This is a genomic window from Streptomyces sp. NPDC001514, from assembly GCF_053597075.1.
This window is the reverse complement of the sequence record NZ_JBSFHO010000006.1, coordinates 49,389-68,668: the sequence shown is the minus strand read 5'-3', so window position 1 is coordinate 68,668 and position 19,280 is coordinate 49,389. Positions and strand designations below refer to the sequence as shown.

The following is a 19,280-nucleotide window of genomic DNA, read 5'->3' as shown; positions in this document are numbered from 1 at the left end:
GGCATGCTCCTTTCTCGGACGGCGACACGGGCCGGCCGTCACTGCGGCTGCGGGGTCCACCAGAGGCTGAAGACCTCGAGCGGTTCAGCGCCGGTGCCGGTGACCTGGTGCGGCACCCAGGGCGGGTAGTAGAGGGCGTCCCCGGGGCCGATGTCGGTGCGGCTGCCCGCGGACAGGACCGTCCCCGTACCGGACCGGACCAGCCAGATCTCGGCGACGGCGTGCTCGTCCGGCTCGCTGGTCTCGCCGGGCGGCACACGGAACCGGGAGCCCTGGAACGGCGGGGGCGCCTCTGACCCGCCCGGGCTGAGGGACATGTATTCCACGAGCATCCCGGGCATGCTCTCGGCGGGGGCGAAGGCCACCTTCACGGGACCGGACATCAGCTGCTCCTCACGGTCGGCAACGGTTCGGACGGTGCGGCACCGGGCGGTGGGAAGCCGCCGGCCCAGGCGGTGGTGGACGTCTCGTGGTCGACGCGGTACACCTTGCGGCCCGTGACCGCGTTGAGGATCTGTGCGCTGCGCCATGCGGCGAGACTGAGGTTGGGGTCGGCCACGCCGTGAGTGGGCTCGGACATGTTCTGGACGTAGAGGCGCACGCCGGCCGGGCCGTCCCACTCCAGCGAGTAGTCCCGGTTGACCTCCAGCTCGCCGCGCGCGTTGAGCAGGCGGTCCGCGAGCGGGTCCATGCAGGCGGGCAGGGCGCTGCGGTAGCCCGTGCAGAAGACGACCACGTCGGCGGTGTGGACCTCCTCGCGGTCGAGGTCCTGGTCGTGCACGGCCGCCACGAGCCGGTCTCCGTCGCGCTCCAGCCCGACGACCCGCCGGCAGGTCAGCAGCCGGTGCTGCACGGGAGCGCCGGCCAGGAAGTCCAGCTGGTAGAGGCGCCGGTAGATGGCTTCGAGGAGGGACTCGGTGATGCCGTCACTGGCAAGCCGCTGACGGCGCAGCAGCTCCGCCCGGCGCTCGGCGGGCAGCCGGTGGAAGTGGTCCACGTAGTCCGGTGCGAACCACTCGTTGGTGAACGGCGAGTCGTCCAGGGGCTGGAACCCGGCCCGGCTCGAGATCCAGGTGAGCCGTCCGGGCAGTGCCGTGTCCGGCCCGAGGAAGTGGTTGACGACCTCCGCGCCGCTCTGGCCCCCTCCGACGACGAGGACGTCCTTGCCGCGCACCTTCGGAGCCACGTGGAGGAGGTCGGCGCCGTGCAGCACCGTGGGTCCCTGCAACGGTTCGGCGAAGCCGGGCAGTGCGGGGGTGCGCCCGGTGCCCAGGACCAGCGAGCCGGTGGAGTACCGGGTGCGGCCGGACACCGCTTCGAGCCGGTTCCGGCGCAGCCGGACCTCGTCCACCGGCCGGTTCCACCGCAGGCTGGGCAGCTGGCGGGCGACCCAGCGGTAGTACTGCTCGAACTCCTGCCGCGTGCAGCGGTCGCGGTTGGCGATCAGCGACCGGAACAGGCGCCCGTTCTCGGCGAGGTAGTTGAGGAAGGAGAAGCGACTCGTCGGATCGACGGTCGTCACCAGGTCCTTGAGGTAGGACACCTGGAGTTCGGCGTCCGGCACCATCATCCCCGGATGCCAGCGGAACTCCGGTCTGGCGTCGAGGAACCGGGCGGAGAAATTCGGTACCGGCTCGGCCAGCGCGGCCAGGCTCAGGTTCGTGGGGCCGGTCCCGATCCCCACGAGGTCGTACTGTTCCACGTCTTCCATGCGGCCCCCTGTCGGTTCGTACGTCGTGAGCACCGTCAGCGCGGTGCGAACAGAGCACAGGCGGTGCTCAGGTCACCGGTCCCGGCGGGCACCCCGATCCCGTCGAGGGCCCGGTCCCAGGGCACATCGGCGACGTCGCCAGGCAGTTGCAGGGCGGCCCACAGCTGCTGTGCCATGGCCGGCGCGATCGGGCAGAGCCCCACGGCCAGGGCCGCGGCCGCCGACAGCTGGGCCGAGACGCCCCGGGCGTGGGCGTCGGCGAGCCCGGGCACGCCGGCGAGGTGGTCGCCGTCCTGGCCTGCCTCCGCCGCCTCGCGGACCAGCAGGTCGAGCAGCGCGATCGCGGAGCGCGGCGCGAACCCCGGCAGCGAGTACGCCTCCCCGACCAGCTCCAGCAGTCGCCGGGTGCGGGTGCGCAGACGTTCCGCCGCGGCCGGCTCGGGCGCGGGGTCCGCCGTGGCGGTGCCCGCGGTCCGGGCCCGGCGGGCCAGTTCCTTCAGCCAGCCGTGCCAGCGCGGCAGCAGGTCGCCGTGGAGGAAGGAGTCGAACGCCTCCTGGGTGAAGCTGGTCTGGGCGGCGGCGGGCCGGTCCCAGCACAGGAAGAGCCGCAGGTGGTCGGCGGGCGTCCGGTCCAGGGCGTCCAGGAGCCAGATCGCGTGCTGCCGGCTGGTGGAGAACTTCAAACCGTCGAGGCGGTAGAACTCGTTGGACACCAGCGCCTTGGGCAGGGTGATCGCCGGGTCCCACGCCGAGAAGATCGCGGGGAACAGCACGGCGTGGAAGAAGCCGTTGTCATAGCCGAAGAACTGCACGACCTGCGCGTCGCCCGTCCACCACGCGCGCCAGTCCCCGAGTTCGCCGGCGCCGGCCAGATAACCGGCCGCCATCTCGAACCAGACGTAGATCCGCTGGTCGGTGAAGCCTTCGACCGGGGCCTCGATGCCCCAGTCCGCGGGGTGGGTGACGGCTATCTCGGGCAGTCCGTCGTCCGAGAGGGACCGGCACAGGGCGGTGAGGTGGCCGTTCATGGCGGTGTCGCCCCAGAACTCCTCCAGGGCCTTGCGGTGCCGTTCGAGGGGCATGTACAGGCGCTCGCAGGAGCGGGTCTCGCACTCCGTCCCGCAGATCGTGCAGCGGGGTTCGATCAGGTCGGCGCAGTCGTTCGACCGGCCGCACGACTCGCAGGAGTTCCCGCCGGACTGGCTACCACAGTACGGGCAGGCGCCCGACACGTACGCCTCGTACGCCCATCGGTCGCAGGGCACGCAGTACGGCAGCGGGCGGGTGCGCGCGACGATGTCGCCGCGCTCGTACAGCTCGGCGAAGATCCGCCGGGTCAGCTCGCGGTGCAGCGGCATGGCGCGCGGGCGACCGACGACGTCGAGCCGGATTCCGCTGTCGGCCCACGCCCGTACGATGCGCTCGCCGTAGTGGTCGGCCACGTGCGCGGCGGTGATGGTGCCTTCGCGGACGGCGCGTGCCTCGGTGTAGCTCTGGTGGTCGTCGATGCCGGAGAGGTGGGCCACGGTGGTGCCCGACCGGCGCTGGTGGCGGGCGAAGACGTCCGCGGCGAGGTAGGGGCCGGACAGGTGCCCCAGGTGGAGCTCCCCGTTGGGGGTCGGCGGAGTGGCGGTGACCAGCATGTTCCCCGTCACGGGCGGTCCTTTCGGTCCATCGGGTGGGTGCGGCGGCCGGATGTCGGATGCGTTCCGTCGCGTGGGGTGGTGGGGTATCCCGCGGCGCTGCCGGGAGGGGCAGCGCCGCGGGTCTTTGAGGGGTGTCCTCAGCGGGGCATGAAGGACGGTGCGCAGACCGTGGTTCCGGTGCCGGCCGCCGCCACGCTGCCGGCGCCCTGGCGCAGACGTGCGTAGGCGGGGCTGACGGCGGAGACCACGTCGTGCAGCGGCTGGTCCACCGCGGCGACGCGCGGCAGGATCCGGTCGATCCGGTCCGTCAGCCGTGCGCGCAGCGCCGGGTCGTGGCCCTGCTCGGTGGTGATGGTGCCGCGGCACTCCGGGGTGCTGCAGTTGCATTCCATGGACCAGCCGATGTCCGCGGTGAACGTGGCGTAGTCGCAGGTGACCTCTTCGCCGGGGGCGATGTCGCGGACCGCCACGCCGAAGTCGAGGCCGGTGTCCAGGACGTTGGCCGCGCAGGAGTGGTTCATCAGGAACGCGCCCATGCAGGGCAGCAGGAGACTTCCGTCCTCCAGGAGGTGGCCGTACTTGTCGAGGAGGCCGAAGCGTTCTGCCGGTACGGCGCCCAGCTCGTCGGCGGACCAGGTGGGGCACTTGGCGCAGGGCAGCCAGACGACGGTGCCGGCCGGGATCGGCTCGGTGGCGAACAGGCCCACGTTGTCCGTCGTACTGGGCCGGATGTCGATTCCGGAGGTCAGCACCGGGTCACGCGAGCCGGAGGACGTCGGCCAGGTGCTTCTCGATCTCCTCGACCCGCCGGTGGCTGGTGCCCATGACGAGGTAGCGCCACTTGCCGTCGAAGGCGAGCGTGTCGGCGGTGAGCACCACGCCCTCCGTCGCACCCGGCTCGAACGCCAGGCCGGCTTCGCGTACCAGGCCGAGGCCGGTGGCGAAGTCGGGCGTGACGCCGCCGGGGCGGGAGTCCGCGAGCCAGACCGCGCGGGCGGCGCCCTCGGCTCCGAGGAACCGCCGCACCAGCAGGTCGAGGTAGGTCGCGCCGGTGCGGCGCAGGTTGCTTTCGGTGGCGTACAGCTGACCGTCGCCGGTGATGCCGCCGTCGATGTCGAAGGGGCCCCGGTAGCCGAGCTGGTCCAGGTGGCGTCCGAGTGCGAGGCCGTCGGCGGTCAGCCGGTCCACGGCGGGGGAATTCTCCTCCAGCGGGGTGACCTGGCCGCTGAAGCTGCCGTTGGGGGTGCGCATCTCCCCCACGTGCAGGACCTGCGGGCCCACCTCGGTGACCTCCATCTCCACGGTCACCACGCGGGCGAGGTCCAGGCGCTGCTCGACGACCCAGCCGCGGGGTTGGTCGGACACCTCGGAGAGGTACGAGTCGACCAGCGCCTCCAGGCCCGGCAGGTCCTCGGTGGACAGGAACCGTACGCCGTAGCCGTTGGACCCGCGGACCGGCTTGACCACCGCTCCGCCGTAGGAGGTGACGGTCTCCCGGGCGGCCGTGACGAGTTCGTCGCGGTCGGCGGCCACGCGGCCCGCCGCGACCTGGATGCCGAGCTGGGCCGCGACGTCGCGGAACCCGGGCTTGGTGTTGATCCGGTACACGGCTTCGAGGACCGTCTCGGAGGGCTTGCCGTGGTCGTATCCGTCGACGGGGAGGCTGAGTTCGGCCGCCATGTCGAGCGCGGGGCGGTCCAGGGCGAAGGGCTGGAACCGCAGGCCGGGGGTGGCCTCGGCCAGGAAGCGCAGGCGCTCGGTGAGGCCCGCCTTGCGGACGGCGTCGGTGAGGGTGATCAGGTCCTCGGACGGGGCGGCCACGCACGTGACCTCCGAGCGGGCGAACCCGAGCAGTGCGCAGGCGTACTCCCAGAGGGGCTCGGAGGCGGCGGTGGGAAGCACCACCACGTCGCCCGGCTGCGTGAGCCAGATCTTGCGCGGGGAGACCGCGACCAGGGCCTTGGCGTGCCGCGCCGTGGGGGTGGCAACCATCAGCTCGTTGACGAAGTTACCGAAGATCAGCCGCGGGTGTTCGCGCGTGGTCATGCGGTGGGTCCTTCCTGCTTGATGCCCCCGAAGACGGCGTGGCCGGCCTTCATCCAGTAGGCGTCGACGTGGGTGAATCCGGCGTCCCGCAGCCAGTTCAGCTGGTCGCCCAGTGGCGACGGCCGGTCGAGGGGGTCCGGGTAGTGGTAGTGGCTCCACTCCAGCTCGTGGAACTTCTCGTACGCCTCGCCGACGCCCGCCGCAGCACTCTGCTCGCGCACCGCGTCGTCCCACATCCGGCGGGCCAGCTCGTGCCCGAGCGGGCCGGTCGCCTCCACGAGGTCGGCGAGGACGAAGGCTCCGCCGGGACGGAGCATGGCGTGCACGTCGGCGAACAGCTGCTGCTTGCCTGCGCCGTCCAGGTGGTGGACGGCGAGGGAGGACACCACGGCCCAGGGGGCCTCGTCCCGCTTGCGCCAGTCGCCGGCGGCCAGGTCGAACCGCTCGGTGCGGAAGCGGTCGCCGTACCGGGCGAGCTCGCGGCCCGCGGTGTCCAGCATGGTGGTGCTGATGTCGAGGCCGACGACCTCCGCCTCGGGGAAGGCCTCCAGCAGCGCGGCGCTGAGCCGGCCCTGGCCGCAGCACAGGTCCAGGATCCGGGCGCCGGCCGGCGGAGCCGGGATCACCGAGGCGATGACGCCCGCCTGCGCCTCGCGCTCGGGTACGAAGTACTCCCCGTACCTGATGAAGTCCTGTGAGTCCTGCTCGTTCCAATCCTCTTCCGAGGTCGTCACTCCAAGTCCTTTCCGTCCTGAGGGGTGGGCTCGGGTCGGCCGCCGTGCCGGCCGGCCCGGGCCGGGGAACATTGAGCGCCGCGGGGTCAGACCGCGTCGGCGAACGACTGCCAGGTCAGCCAGCGGGCCAGGTCCCCGGCCTCGGCGGGCACCTCCCTGGCCTCGTCCACGGAGCAGCCGACCAGGCCGACGAGCCAGTCGAGCGTTTCGGCGGGGAACCGGCGCACCGCTCCGTGGGTGGCGACCAGCAGGGCGCCGTCGTCGTCGTGCGTCCACAGCAGCGGGGCGGGCGTCCGGCGCCGGATCGCCGCCGGGGTGTGCTGCGGCTCCGGGTCCTGCGGGGCGATGCCGCGCATGCCGATCGCCGATACGAGGGCGAGCGCCTCGGCGTCGGTCTCGGCGAGGCCGGCGAACTCGCGGTACTCGGCCAGCCACGCGCGGCGCAGCTGCCCGTCCGTGCCGACGGGGACGTCGGTCCACGGCCTGGGGTTGTTGAAACTGCCGGTGTACATGGCGACGTTGAAGGAGAGCGAGGGCTCCGGGGTGTCGCCGACGTGCCAGATGCCGCTGCGCCAGAACATGGCCTGCCCGGCGCCCGGGCGGAGGGTGGTCGTGGTCAGGTGCTCGACGTCGGCCACGGCGAGATCGGGCAGGTACTCCTCCTCGACGTTGCCCAGCGGGTCGGTGTCGGCCCGCACATCGGTGCCCTCGGGGATCCAGTCGCTGGTGTTCCAGAGGTGCATCACCTTCTTGCCCTGGAGCACCATGTGCAGGTTGGTGCACCCTTCGCGGTGGATTCCGCCGGGCGTGGCCGAGTAGCGGCCGAGGAACAGTTCCGACTCGATGTATCCGCGCGGCAGGCCCACGGCGGTGAGCAGCGGCGCGAGCCCGCCGACGAGTACCTCGAAGAGCCCCCGGTGGTACTCCTGCAGGCCGCGTGCGTAGTAGAGGACGGCGTCCGCCTCGCCCTCCACGGACCGTACGGTGCGGTCGAGCCACTCCCAGGGGGTCTCCGTGGCACCGGTCCCGCCCGGCCAGGCGGCCGGATCCGCGACGAACGAGCCGTTGACGAGAAGCTTGAGGGCATCGGTGAATTCGCCGGAGGCCCGCACCCGGGCGGCCGCAAGGCCGGCCTGCCAGACGAGGTTCTGGTCGAGTTCCGCCAGGTCCCAGTCGCACACCATCCAGTTGACGTTCCGTTCACTGATGGCCGGATTGATCAGCGTTCCGCGCACTGCGCTTTCCTCCCTGTCGCAAACGCCGTACCGCATGGCCCGTCCAGAGCGGTCAGATCTGGAGTTCATGGGGTGGCGGAAATATAGGCGATTGCCGATTGAACGTCTTGAACGCAGCCAGGTCCCGGGTGTCAAAAACACCTGTCGACCGATGGTGGTGAGTCGGTGGACCCGAGAGTGAGAGTCGCGGCGACTGAGGCCCGACATGGTCACGCTGCTCGGAGAGTCATCAACATCCGGAGCGACCTTTACCAAATCGCGAAGGCCCGGATGATCAAAGCCTACGTCACGACCGTTCCTCGTCAACCCTCACTTTGCGCCATGCACTATGCCCGATTTCATACAGGTTTACCCGGGCAAGAGGGCGTCGATCTGGCCAATCGGCGATCCCAAACGATCTCCGTTGACACTCCAGATTTCATGTAGTTGAATCACTGGGACCAACATCGAGAGCAATTCACGGCGATCCCGCAAAAGCGGCGACAGGCCGAGATCAATGCCCGGGCGAACCAAGCTCGCAGGCCCGAAAATTACGGGGGAAACAGTGAAGTATTTAACGCGCCCAAAACACGGCCGGCGTAGCTCCATGACGTACGCGTCAAGCGCGATGAGAAGAAACGAGCAGAGAGCGGGGATCGACACCTCCGCCCGCTCATGAAGCAGGTGGACGTCGCCGTTGTCGGGGCGGGAATCACCGGAATCCTGACGGCCCGTGAATTATCCGCCCGCACTCCCACCCGGTCGATCGTGGTGGTCGAGTCCGGCGATCTGGCCGGCGGTGCCAGCCGACGCTCCGCGGGGGTCCACTTCCCCCGCGGCGTCACACCGCGCGCCCGCGCCTTCGCCGCATACAGCCACGACTACTACGCGCAACTGCTCATGGACCACCCGTCCTGGCCCCTCTTCCCACTCGACGTGTCCGTCGTCGCCCGCGAAGCCCGTGCCCCGGCGCTGTCGGAGAAGTACCTGGATCACGCCCGCCTCGTCAGGGGCGGCGGCACCCATCCCCTCGTGAACCTTCCGGCGGACTCCGCCGTATGGCACGGCAGCGGCTGCCACTACGCCGACGTCCCGGCGCTCACCCGCCTGCTCGCCGGACAGCTGCGCGACCGCGTCGAACTCAGGGAGGGCGTGGCGGTCGTCGGCCTGTCACCCGACGGCGACGGCTGCACGCTCCGGCTCAGTACGGGCGGGACGATCCGTGCCGGCCGCGTGGTCCTCGCACCGGGCCCCTGGCTGCACACGGGCCCGTGGAAGGAGCTGGTGGCCCCGCTCGGCGCGCGGGTGAAGAAGATCGTCGCGCTCCACATCGACCAGCGGCCCACCGAAGAGGACCCTGTGCTCGTCTTCGACGACGAGGACGCCTTCCTCCTCCCCATGGTGCAGCGCGGGTACTGGCTGTTCAGCTACACCTGCCAGGAGTGGGACGTCAGCCCCGACACGGTCTCCGCCAGTCTGTCGAGCAGAAACGTGGCCGAGGCCCGCGAACTGCTCCACCGCTACGCACCGCACCTGCGGGCGGCCGCGACGGCCGGCCGGGTCTTCTGTGACGCGTACAGCCCGGACGGCGCGCCGCTGGTCGAGCCCCTCGACCCTGCGGGACGGCTCGTCTTCGCCGGCGCCTCCAGCGGCTCGGGCTACCGCTTCGCCCCCGCGACGGCCGCCGCCGTCGCGGACCTGGTCGCACGCTGACGCGACGGGGGCGGGCCCCTGCCCTCGTGCTGACGCCGGGGCGGGCCCGGCCCCTGATCCTTGACCGGTACACACACGGGATAGAGGCTTCGACAAGCATGACCACGAACCACCAGCCGTCCGCATCCGCCCGGGTCGGACAGGAGGTCGCCGAGATCTCGTGGAACGAGTCGCTCATCCACCAGCTCGAGATCCACCACAACACGGTGGACTACTCCAGCTATCAGGGCGGCACCGTCCACATGATCTCGTCTGGTGTGAACTACCTGCGCCCGCCGTCGGTGATCCTGCGCAGCATCGCCGAGGACGCACGCGACTGGAAGTACATCAACTGCTACTGCGGCCCCCTCGGCGAATCCATCCTCCGCAGCGGCGCCCTGGTCTACGAGGAGAGCCTCAAAGGAAGCCCCCTGGACGCGCCCGTCGACACCGCGCTGACCGTCGGCGCGGCCGAAGGCGTACGGCTCTCCTTCGACTTCCTCCGCCGGGTCCGCGGAGCGGAAAAGGTACTGGTCGCAGGGCCCCAGTACTCCATCGTCCACCAGACCATCCTCTCGGCGGGTCTGACGTTCCATGAGGTGTTCACGGACCGCGAAGGGGTTTTCCTGCCGAGTCCGGCGGAAATCGAGGCGGCACTCGACGCCTCCGGCGCCACCGTGCTGTTCCTCACCGAGCCCAACAACCCCTCCGGTGAACAGCATTCGGAAGCGGAATTCGACGAGATCGTCGGAATCCTCAAGCAGCGGGGTACGCACCTCGTACTCGACAAGGTCAGCGCCGATTTCGCGGCCCACCCGGACATCCGGGTCCTCAACTACGGCGCGGCACTGGACCGGCACGACTACTGGAACCGGACGCTGGTGGTCGACGGGCTGGCGAAACGGCGGGCGGTCAGCGGCCTGCGCTTCGGCTACGCCATGGGCTCCCCGGAATTCGTCGAATTCATCGAGAACCAGCGCTTCGGCGGGTGTCCGCCCCTCGTCGCCGTGTCGGGCATCGCCCGCGACCTGGCCTACTCCGCGCACCTGCGGCGAGAGCAGCTCGGGGGAGGCGGCGTCTCGGAAGCCCTCTGGCAGCGCTTCAAGGGCCTCAACGACGCCTCCCGCGAGCTGCTGGCCGTGAGCGACACCTCCGAGGTCGAGGAGTACCGGCTGGAACTGCGGGACATGTACCAGACCATCGCCGACAACAGGCGGCTCGCACAGGAGACGCTCCCGCCGTGGCAGCTCGCCGCGACACCGCTCCACGCCGGCTTCAACTACCTCGCCTGCCTACCCGGCCCGGACGCCGATCCCCTCGCCTTCGGCCGGCGCCTCTACGACGAGAGCCGCGTCTCCTGCTTCCCCCTGGCCTGCTTCACCGCCGACACCGAGCTGGCCGCGGCCAAGAGCCCCGCAGGTGCCCACTGGCTGCGGATCACCTGCGCCAGCGACCGGCCCGTCTTCGAGGCCCAGATCGAAGCACTGCGCACGTTCCTGACGGACCACGCCTGAGGCGTGCGCGAACCACTCTTGGGGCGTGTGCGGCGGGCCACTGCTGAGGCGTGCGGCGGGCCGGACAGTGTTGCGACGGAAGAACAAGGAACGGACGGACGTAACCATGGCAACAGAGGACACCACGTCGGTGGCGGAGCCGGCGCCGGCCGCGACGCCCGAGCGCCGTTGGCGCGGGCTGCTGACGAACCGCGACTTCGTGATCGTCTGGGGCGGGTTCACCGTCTCGTCGGTGGGCACGGCGCTCTCCAACCTGGCCGTGCCGATCCTCGCCCTCGGTCTCTCCGGCTCACCCACCATGGCCGGCCTCGTGGGAGCCGCCCGGCTCGCCCCCTACCTACTGCTGAACCTCCTGGCCGGCGTGTTCATCGACCGCTGGGACCGCCGCCGCGTCATGATCGTCGCGGACCTGGGCCGCTTCGCCGCGCTGGCGACGATCCCGGTCGCCTACGCCTTCGACAGCCTGACGATCGCGCACCTGGCAGCGGTCGCCTTCCTGGAGGGCGTCGGGCACGTCTTCTCGGCCGTCTCCCACCTGTCCGCCCTGTCAAAGCTGGTCCCCCAGGAGCAGCTGGCCTCCGCCAACGCCCTCAACGAGGTGGCCGACTCCGCAGCCGGCGTCGGCGGATCCGCACTCTCCGGCGCTCTGATCGGCCTGGCCAGGAACTCCACGCTCGGCGCCGTCTACAGCTACGCCGTCGACGCCGTCACCTACCTACTCTCGGGGGCCTCGCTGCTGTTCGTACGGAAGTCGTTCCAGGAGGAGCGGCCGGCCGACGAACAGCGCTCCGTGATGGCCGACCTCAAGGAGGGGATGTCGTTCCTCTGGCGGCAGCGCCTGCTGCGCCTGCTCATGGTGATGGTCACCTTGATCAACTTTCTTCAGGCGCCGCTCAATCTGGCCACCATCGTCCTCGCCACCGAGGACCTCGACATCAACGCCGGACTGATCGGCCTCATCCTCGCCGCGGTCGGCCTCGGCACGGTGGTCAGCGCGTTCGCCGCATCATGGCTGCGTGAGCGCATCAGCCTGCGCACCATGGCACTCGGCTCCGTCGCCCTGTGGGCCGTCGCGGCAGCCGCGATGGCCGCCGCACCGTCGATCGTCCTCCTCGCCGCCGGCGTCCTGATCACGAACCTGCTGTGGCCGATCTTCGCGGTGTCCCTGGTGACCTACCGGCTGTCGGCCACACCGGACCACCTCCAGGGCCGCGTCAACAGCGCCTTCCGCACCCTGTCGTTCGGCGTGGAACCCCTGGGACTGGCCATCGGTGGTGCCCTGATCGCCTCCCAGGGCCCACGCTTCCTGTTCTGGGGAGCCGCGGTGGGCCTGTTCGCGATCTTCCTGGGCAGCGTCGCGACGTGGCGGGGGACGCTGACGCCGGAAACGGCTGCGGCCGCCTCGTCCGAGGAGTCCTGAGGGGGCTGAGGAGTCCTGAGGGGGCTGAGGGAGCCTGCACCGGGCGGGAGGGGGCCTGAGGGACCTGCTCACGGGTGGCGGTCGCGCACCTTGCCGACCGACTGGAGAGTGCGCACCGCTGCGGTCTTGAGCCGGGGCCGCTCGCGTACGAACCGCCGGACGGCACGCGACGGTTCACGGCTCCGTCTGGCTGCCGAGTCACCACCGGCGCCCGCTAGCCTGATTTCGGGTCCACCTGGTGCCAACCAGCTCTGGTATGTGACAACTAAAATCTGTGGTCACACGCGGTCAACGCCGTACCCGCGGCATCCCGAGCCCGATCCAGGAGATGATCTCCCGCTGGATCTCGTTGTTGCCGCCGCCGAAGGTGAAGATCACGGCGGAGCGGTAGCCGCGCTCCAGCTCGCCGTGGAGGACGGCGCCCGCGGAGCCCTCCTTGAGCGGGCCGGCGGCGCCGACGACCTCCATCAGCCAGGCGTAGGCGTCGCGGCGCGCCTCGGAGCCGTACACCTTGACGGCGGACGCGTCCTGCGGGGTGAGGCTGCCCTCCTGGACGGCGTTCACCATCTGCCAGTTGAGCAGCTTCATCGCGTCGAGCTTGGCGTGGGTGCGGGCGAGGCGGCCGCGGACCCAGCCCAGGTCGATGACGCGGCGGCCGTCCGCGAGCTTGGTCCCGGACGCCCACCGCTGGACGTTGTGGAGTGCGCGGATGGCCATGGTGCCGTGGGCGGCGAGGGTGACGCGCTCGTGGTTGAGCTGGTTGGTGATCAGCCGCCAGCCCTTGTTCTCCTCGCCGACGCGGCGGGAGACGGGGACGCGGATGTTCTCGTAATAGCTGGCGGTGGTGTCGTGGGAGGCGAGGGTGTTGATCAGGGTGCAGGAGTAGCCCGGGTCGGAGGTCGGCACGAGGAGCATGGTGATGCCCTTGTGCGGCGGGGCGTCCGGGTCGGTGCGGACGGCGAGCCATACCCAGTCGGCGGTGTCTCCGTTGGTGGTCCAGATCTTCTGGCCGTTGACGACGTACTCGTCGCCCTCACGGACGGCCCGGGTCTTGAGCGCGGCGAGGTCGGTGCCCGCGTCGGGCTCGCTGTAGCCGATGGCGAAGTCGATCTCGCCGGAGAGGACCTTCGGCAGGAAGTACGCCTTTTGCTCGTCGGTGCCGTACTGCATGATCGTCGGCCCGACGGTGTTGAGCGCCATCAGTGGCAGCGGTACGCCTGCCTGGGCGGCCTCGTCGAAGAAGATGAACTGCTCCATCGGGGTCAGCCCGCGGCCGCCGTATTCCTTCGGCCAGCCGACGCCGAGCCAGCCGTCGGTGCCGAGCCGGCGGATCGTCTCCCGGTAGAAGCGCTTCTGGGCGGCGGGGTCGGCGTAGCGGGCGTAGGCGTTGTCCGGTACGAGCCCGTCGAAGTACGCACGCAGCTCGGCGCGCAACTGCTGCTGCTCAGGCGTGTATTCGAGGTGCACGGCCCCTCCAGGCGTCTCGCTCGCTCCGGTCGCTGCGGCGCGGACACAGTAGAACGTGTTGCAGTAATTCGGAAGGGTGCGGGCACAGGCGGTGGCGGCGGTCGGGCCCTACGAGCGGGCTCGTCGGGCCGTACGAGGGGGCGCCGAGGGCGCGCGTCGGGCCGTACGAGGGGGCGCGTCGGTGGCGTGTCGGTGGCGTGTCGGCCGGGGCTGGAACGGTCGAGGTCCCTGCCCCTCCTCCCGTGGAGTCCCGATGGATCACACACTCCCGCTCCGCTTCGTCCAGGTCACCGGTGTCCGCCGGCTCACGCCGCGCATGGCTCGGATCACCTTCGGCGGACCGGATCTCACCGGGTTCACCCTGGACGCACCCGACCAGCAGGTGAAGCTGTACTTCCCGCGCCCCGGGCAGCGGGCGCCGCGCCTGCCCGAACCGGGCGCGGACGGTGATGTGATGCGCTGGTACGCGGCGTTCAGCGCGATCCCGGAGGCCGAGCGGCCGTGGATGCGGAGCTACACGGTCCGGGCGTGCGATGCGCGACGCGGAACGATCGACATCGATTTCGTTCTGCACGAGGACGCCGGTCCCGCGACGCGGTGGGCCGCGGCGGCCCGCCCCGGGGACACACTCGGCATGTTCGGTCCCTCGGCGTACTTCACCCGGCCCATCGACCTCGGGGCGGCGCAGTGGGTGCTGCTCGCCGGTGACGAGACGGCGCTGCCCGCGATCGGCACGATCCTGGAGTGGCTGCCCGCAGGAACCCGCACCCTCGTGTACGCGGAGGTCGCCGACGCCGCCGAGGAGCAGCGCCTCGCGACGCAGGGCGAGGTGACGGTCCACTGGCTGCACCGGAACGGGCGTCCGGCCGGACCTGGCGGGCCGCTGGTCGGCGCGGTACGCACGGCCGCGTTCCCGCCCGGACCGGTGTACGCATGGCTCGGCGGCGAGGCGAGCGCGGTCCGCGCGCTGCGGCGCCACCTGGTCGGCGAACGCGGCGTCGACAAGCGGTCGGTCGACTTCGCCGGTTACTGGCGGCAGCGGCTGAGCCAGGACGACGCCCCGACCGAGGCGGACCTCGCGGAGGCGCGCGAGCGGCTCGCGCAGGCGCGGGATCAGGGGTAGGCCTGCACCGTGTGCGCGACGTCGTGGCGGTCCGGCTTGCCCGGTGCCGTGACGGTGACCGGCGTGTCCGTCCTCCATCGCCGGACGGGCTGGGTGGTCGGGGGTGCCCCGTGCCGGGTCGGTGCCGTCCCGGTCCGCTCCGGCGTGTCCTGGACTGCGCTGCATCCGATATGCGGCTCCGCCGCGTGGTCACCGCGCTTCGCGCGAGCTGCGGGCGCCAGATCGCCCCGGTGGGTGGCCGCACCCCGTTGGTTTGTGGGCAGTCGTTCCGCAGGGAACCACCCATCGGGCCGCAGAGGCACACGTCAGACGAGGGCCGCGGCCTCCTCCACCGTGAGGACGGCGCCCTCCTCGTACGCTCGCGCGTACTTCTCCGGGTCCAGCGCCGCGCGTACCTCCGTCTCCGCCAGGCGTCGCAGCGGCCCCTCCGCGGACGGCGGGAACGGGCGGAAGCCGGCGAAGCCGCCCGACGCGGCGGCGCGGTGGGCGTCGTAGGCGCCGAGGAGGCGGGCGGCGGACTCGGCGCGCCCCAGGTGGGCACCGGCGCAGGCGGCGACCGGGAACTGGTCGACGATCAGCCCGGGCGCGACCAGGTACGCCAGGCTCGCCAGTTCGCGTACGGCGTCACGGGCGTGTGCGCCGGCGGGCTCGTACGCGCCGTCGAGGCAGTCCAGCCAGGCGTGCATCCCGGCCACCGTCCCGGTGAACAGCGGGGGCGTTCCCGCCGGGAACTCCTCGGCGGTGAGCCGCAGTTGCTCACGGGCCGGGTCCGTACGGCCGGTGCGGCCATAGTGCCGTGCCAGCAGCAGCCTGGCCGGCTTGACCGCCTGTCCGGCGAAGGCCCGGGACTCCTCGACGGCCTCGCGCAGGAGGTGCTCCGCCGCCTCTTCGCCGGCTCGTTCCAGGCCGGCTTCCAGACGTACGGAGGCGAGGCGCGCCTTGAACACCGGCACCTGGGCATGCGCGCCGATCCGTGCGGACGTCTTCATCGCCCGCTCGAAGTCCAGGGCGGCCGTCTCGTACGCCCCGCGGCTCTCGTGTGCCTCACCGCGCGCGGACAGCGACTCGGCGACACCCCACAGATCACCGGCGCGCTCGAAGACGGCGAGGGCCTCGTCGGCGTCGCCCGGGCCGTCATCGAGGAGCTTCGCCCGCATCAGGAGGGCCAGGCCGAGGTCCCAGGCGTCGTATCCGTGCACGCGGCATCCGTGCACCAAGGCGTCGATGCTCTCGCGGAGCCCGGTGAACTCGCCTGTCATCAGCCGCGCGAAGTACCACATGGACCCGGGCTGGCGGCAGTTCTGCGGCAGGCCCGGGCTGTACGCGGCGACGATCCCGGACAGGTCAGGTCCCGCGGCGCCCGCGGCGAGCATGAGCAGCCGTACGCCTCTGCGCGCCTCCCACAGCTGCTCCGGCTCCCAGGGCGGCGGCGTGTCCGTGCACCGCTCGGGCAGTGGCGCGGCGTGTCGCACCGGCGCCGCGAACGGGTCGGGGCCGAGCGCGGCGACCGCGGCGGCCCAATGGCGGGCGTCCGCCTGATGATTGCGCAGCTGCCAGAACCAGCTCATCGACAGCGTCAGACAGAGCGCGTCCTGCTCGTCGCCGCGCGCGGTCGCGGTGCGCAGGGCGGCCCGAACATTGTCGTGCTCGGTCTCCAACCGCTCCAGCCACTCCGCCTGGCCCGGGCCCCGCAGCAGGGGGTCGCCGGTCCGTACGAGCTCCCGGTACGCCACGAGATGGCGGCGTTCGACGGCGTCACGCTCACCGGCCTCGTCGAGGCGGCGCGCCGCGTAGGCGGCGACGGTGTCGAGGAGCCGGTACCTCATCCGTCCGGCCGCTCCGTCGGGCCGGGCGACGACGAGCGACTTGTCGACCAGGGAGGCGAGCAACTCCGCGTCCCCGCACACGGTCTGGGCCTGCTCCGGGGCGCAGCCGCCCGAGAAGACGGACAGGCGGCGCAGTACGGCGCGTTCGGGCGCGTCGAGCAGGTCCCAGGACCAGTCGACGACGGCCCGCAGGGTCTGCTGCCGGGGCAGTGCGGTCCTGCTGGTCCTTCCTCCGGTGCTGAGCAGCCGGAAGCGGTCGTCCAGGCGGTCGGCGATCTGGCGCGGCGAGAGCGCGCGGAGGCGGGCGGCGGCGAGTTCGATGGCGAGCGGGAGCCCGTCGAGGCGGCGGCAGATCTCCGCGCACGCCTCCGGGTCCTCGTCCGTGCGGAACCCGTCGCGGGCCGCCGCCCCTCGCTCGGCGAGCAGCCGCAGCGCCCCGCCCCGGGTCAGTGGCTCCACCTTCCGCACGGCCTCCCCGGGCACGCCCAGCGGCTCGCGGCTGGTGGCCAGCACGGACACGCCGGGGCAGCGGGTGAGCACGGTCTCGACGAGCCCGGCGACCGCGTCGACGACGTGCTCGCAGTTGTCCATGACGAGCAGCATCCGCCGCGCCCCGCAGACCTCCACGAGCTGCGCCGGCGGCTCCGGGCCCCGGCCCTGCGGGTCCCCCGCCGCTCGTACGTGAGGCTCGCGCGCCCCGAGTGCCGTCAGCACGGCCTCGGTCACGCTCGCACCGTCCCGTACGGAGGCGAGTTCGATCACCCAGACGGTGTCGGCGGCACCGCGCGCACCGTCGGCCGCCTCCAACGCCAGCCGCGTCTTACCGACCCCGCCGGTTCCGACGAGAGTCACCAGCCGGTGGCTGGCCAACTGCTCACGGAGCGCCTCGAGTTCCCGGTCGCGGCCCACGAAGGAGGTGAGCCGGGCTCGCAGATTGCCGTGGCGGGGAAAGCCCGTCAGTGTCCCCTGAGCGGCCGGGGCCGACAGAGCCGCCGGGCCCGATGGGCCCAGCAAGTCCTCGTACAGCGAGCGCAGTTCCGGGCCCGGGTCCGTGCCCAGACTCTCGGCCAGGGCGGCGCGGACGTGTTCGTAGGCCTGGAGGGCCTCCGCCGGGCGGCCTGATGCGCGGAGGGCGCGGATGCGGAGGGCGTGAAGGGATTCGTCGAGCGGGTGCGCGGCAGTCAGTTCGGCGAGGTCCGCGAGGGCGGCCTCCGGACGGCCGAGGGCGACGTCGGCGGCCGCGCGTGCCCTTCGCGCCTCGGCGTGGCGGCGTTCGGCGCGGACGGCGACGGGGCCGACGTCATGGCCCGGCAGATCCGCCAGGGCGGGGCCGCGCCACAGGGAGAGGGCCTCGTCGAGGAGGTGCGCGGCGCGAGCGGGGTCGTCCGCGCGGAGCGCCTGCGTACCCTGCTCGGTCAGCCGCTCGAAGCCGTACAGGTCGATCGTGTCCGGCTCGGCCGCGAGCCGGTAGCCGCCGGGGACCGAGGTGATCGCGTCGCGGCCCAGAGCGCGCCGCAGCCGTGCGATCAAGGCCTGGAGCGCGGCGGTGGTGTCCGCGGGCTGCTCGTCGTCGCCGCCCCACACCTCGTCGATGAGCTCACCGGCCCGCAGCGGCCGCCCGCCGCCTGCGGCCAGCGCGGTCAGCAGCGCGCGCAGCCGGGCGCCGCTGAGCGGCACCTCGCTTCCGTCTGGGCGGAGCACATGCGTGGCGCCGAGGATGCGGTAGCGGTAGGTCACCCGGTCATTCTCGCGCCCTGCGGCCGTTCCCCCGCACGAGGCTGCGGGCCCGGCCGACATGCCGGCTGCCCGGGAAGTGGGGTCCCGCTCCATGTCCCGGTCCCGGGTGCCGCCTCTACCGTCCGGCTCCATGAACTCACTGAGAGCCACGTCACATCGCCTGCGCCACCGACTGCTGTCCGTGCTCGCCTCGGTCGCCTTCCTCGCCGTCCTACCGCTCCCGTCGGCCCCGGCAGCCGCCGCCCCGGCCGTCCAGGAAGTCACCGGCTTCGGATCCAACCCCGGTGCCCTCCGGATGTTCCGTTACGTCCCCGACGGCCTGCCCGCCGGCCGCCCCGTCGTCGTGGTCCTCCACGGCTGCACCCAGAACGCCACCGGCTACGGCACCGGCAGCGGCTGGACGGAACTCGCCGACCGCTGGGGCTTCTCGCTCGTCCTGCCGCAGCAGACTCCCGCCAACAACGCGAGTTCGTGCTTCAACTGGTTCCAGGCGGGCGACATCGCCCGCGGCCAGGGCGAGGCCGCCTCCATCGCCCAGATGACCGACCGCCAGCTCACGGACGCGTCCGGCGACCCGGCGCGCGTGTACGTCACCGGGCTGTCGGCCGGTGGCGGCATGACCGCGGTGATGATGGCCGCGTACCCGGAGAAGTTCGCCGCCGGCGGCGTCGTCGCGGGGCTGCCGTACGGCTGCGCGCAAGCGGCCGGTTCCCCGTACGTGTGCATGTACGTCGGCGCGACGCAGACACCCCGCCAGTGGGGCGACCGGGTACGGGCCGCCCGGCCCGGGTACACCGGACCGTGGCCCGCGCTCACGGTCGTGCACGGGACGGCGGACTACACCGTGAAGCCCGTGAACATGGACGATCTGATGCGGCAGTGGACGGACGTCCACGGCGCCGACCAGGCCCCCGACACCAGCGACACCGTCGCCGGTCACCCCCACCGGGCGTACCGCGACCCGGCCGGGAACGCAGTCGTCGAGACGTACTCGATCACCGGGATGGGCCACGGCCAGCCGGTCGACCCGGGCACCGCGGCGACGCAGTGCGGCACGGCGGGCGCGTATCTGCTGGATGTGAATCTGTGCGCGGCGTACCGGCTGGGCCATGGCTGGGGTCTCGGCTGAGTCGACGATCTCCATGTCCGA

14 protein-coding genes are annotated in these 19,280 nt (G+C 71.8%); 5 read left to right on the top strand and 9 right to left on the bottom strand.

Going from position 1 to position 19,280, the window contains the following annotated elements; all coding sequences use genetic code 11:
• Positions 1 to 38: 38 nt before the first annotated feature.
• The 7 genes from ACWCXB_RS09300 to ACWCXB_RS09270 form a co-directional block, all read right to left on the bottom strand.
• The gene (locus ACWCXB_RS09300) at positions 39 to 383 is read right to left on the bottom strand and encodes a cupin domain-containing protein (protein WP_450720710.1); all 345 of its coding nucleotides are present in this window, start codon (positions 381 to 383) and stop codon (positions 39 to 41) included.
• The gene (locus tag ACWCXB_RS09295) at positions 383 to 1,711 is read right to left on the bottom strand and encodes a lysine N(6)-hydroxylase/L-ornithine N(5)-oxygenase family protein (protein ID WP_450720708.1); all 1,329 of its coding nucleotides are present in this window, start codon (positions 1,709 to 1,711) and stop codon (positions 383 to 385) included. Before ACWCXB_RS09295 ends, ACWCXB_RS09300 begins: the two co-directional genes overlap by 1 nt.
• 35 nt (positions 1,712 to 1,746) lie before the next feature.
• Complete coding sequence (locus ACWCXB_RS09290) at positions 1,747 to 3,366, bottom strand: class I tRNA ligase family protein (protein WP_450720706.1); 1,620 nt, start codon at positions 3,364 to 3,366, stop codon at positions 1,747 to 1,749.
• Between the two features lie 128 nt (positions 3,367 to 3,494).
• Positions 3,495 to 4,109: an SET domain-containing protein gene (locus tag ACWCXB_RS09285; protein ID WP_450720704.1), complete on the bottom strand. Its 615-nt coding sequence runs from the start codon at positions 4,107 to 4,109 to the stop codon at positions 3,495 to 3,497.
• Between the two features lie 4 nt (positions 4,110 to 4,113).
• Positions 4,114 to 5,403 (bottom strand): preATP grasp domain-containing protein, encoded by a 1,290-nt coding sequence (locus ACWCXB_RS09280; protein ID WP_450720702.1) that lies wholly within the window; start codon positions 5,401 to 5,403, stop codon positions 4,114 to 4,116.
• The gene (locus ACWCXB_RS09275) at positions 5,400 to 6,137 is read right to left on the bottom strand and encodes a class I SAM-dependent methyltransferase (RefSeq protein WP_450720700.1); all 738 of its coding nucleotides are present in this window, start codon (positions 6,135 to 6,137) and stop codon (positions 5,400 to 5,402) included. The genes ACWCXB_RS09280 and ACWCXB_RS09275 overlap by 4 nt, the downstream gene beginning before the upstream one ends.
• An 86-nt stretch (positions 6,138 to 6,223) precedes the next feature.
• The gene (locus tag ACWCXB_RS09270; protein ID WP_450720698.1) at positions 6,224 to 7,372 is read right to left on the bottom strand and encodes a hypothetical protein; all 1,149 of its coding nucleotides are present in this window, start codon (positions 7,370 to 7,372) and stop codon (positions 6,224 to 6,226) included.
• Between the two features lie 654 nt (positions 7,373 to 8,026).
• Between ACWCXB_RS09270 and ACWCXB_RS09265 the strand changes: the two genes are divergently transcribed.
• From ACWCXB_RS09265 to ACWCXB_RS09255, 3 genes are all read left to right on the top strand, one after another.
• A complete protein-coding gene (locus ACWCXB_RS09265; RefSeq protein WP_450720696.1) occupies positions 8,027 to 9,064 on the top strand; it encodes an NAD(P)/FAD-dependent oxidoreductase in 1,038 nt (345 codons plus the stop codon).
• A 98-nt stretch (positions 9,065 to 9,162) separates the two neighbouring features.
• The gene (locus tag ACWCXB_RS09260) at positions 9,163 to 10,557 is read left to right on the top strand and encodes a pyridoxal phosphate-dependent aminotransferase (protein ID WP_450720694.1); all 1,395 of its coding nucleotides are present in this window, start codon (positions 9,163 to 9,165) and stop codon (positions 10,555 to 10,557) included.
• A gap of 106 nt (positions 10,558 to 10,663) precedes the next feature.
• Complete coding sequence (locus ACWCXB_RS09255) at positions 10,664 to 11,977, top strand: MFS transporter (RefSeq protein ID WP_450720692.1); 1,314 nt, start codon at positions 10,664 to 10,666, stop codon at positions 11,975 to 11,977.
• Positions 11,978 to 12,265: 288 nt separating this feature from the next.
• On the opposite strand, the gene ACWCXB_RS09250 is transcribed toward ACWCXB_RS09255, so the two are convergent.
• Positions 12,266 to 13,444, bottom strand: a complete 1,179-nt coding sequence (locus tag ACWCXB_RS09250) for an acyl-CoA dehydrogenase family protein (RefSeq protein ID WP_450720690.1) — start codon at positions 13,442 to 13,444, stop codon at positions 12,266 to 12,268.
• Between the two features lie 253 nt (positions 13,445 to 13,697).
• Between ACWCXB_RS09250 and ACWCXB_RS09245 the strand changes: the two genes are divergently transcribed.
• Positions 13,698 to 14,567 carry a siderophore-interacting protein gene (locus tag ACWCXB_RS09245; RefSeq protein ID WP_450720688.1) on the top strand — a complete coding sequence of 290 codons (870 nt, stop codon included), beginning with the start codon at positions 13,698 to 13,700 and terminating at the stop codon, positions 14,565 to 14,567.
• 305 nt (positions 14,568 to 14,872) lie between these two features.
• On the opposite strand, the gene ACWCXB_RS09240 is transcribed toward ACWCXB_RS09245, so the two are convergent.
• Positions 14,873 to 18,190 carry a BTAD domain-containing putative transcriptional regulator gene (locus ACWCXB_RS09240; protein WP_450720947.1) on the bottom strand — a complete coding sequence of 1,106 codons (3,318 nt, stop codon included), beginning with the start codon at positions 18,188 to 18,190 and terminating at the stop codon, positions 14,873 to 14,875.
• 70 nt (positions 18,191 to 18,260) lie between these two features.
• Here ACWCXB_RS09240 and ACWCXB_RS09235 point away from each other — a divergent pair, with 70 nt between their 5' ends.
• A complete protein-coding gene (locus tag ACWCXB_RS09235) occupies positions 18,261 to 19,259 on the top strand; it encodes an extracellular catalytic domain type 1 short-chain-length polyhydroxyalkanoate depolymerase (RefSeq protein WP_450720686.1) in 999 nt (332 codons plus the stop codon).
• Positions 19,260 to 19,280: the final 21 nt, after the last annotated feature.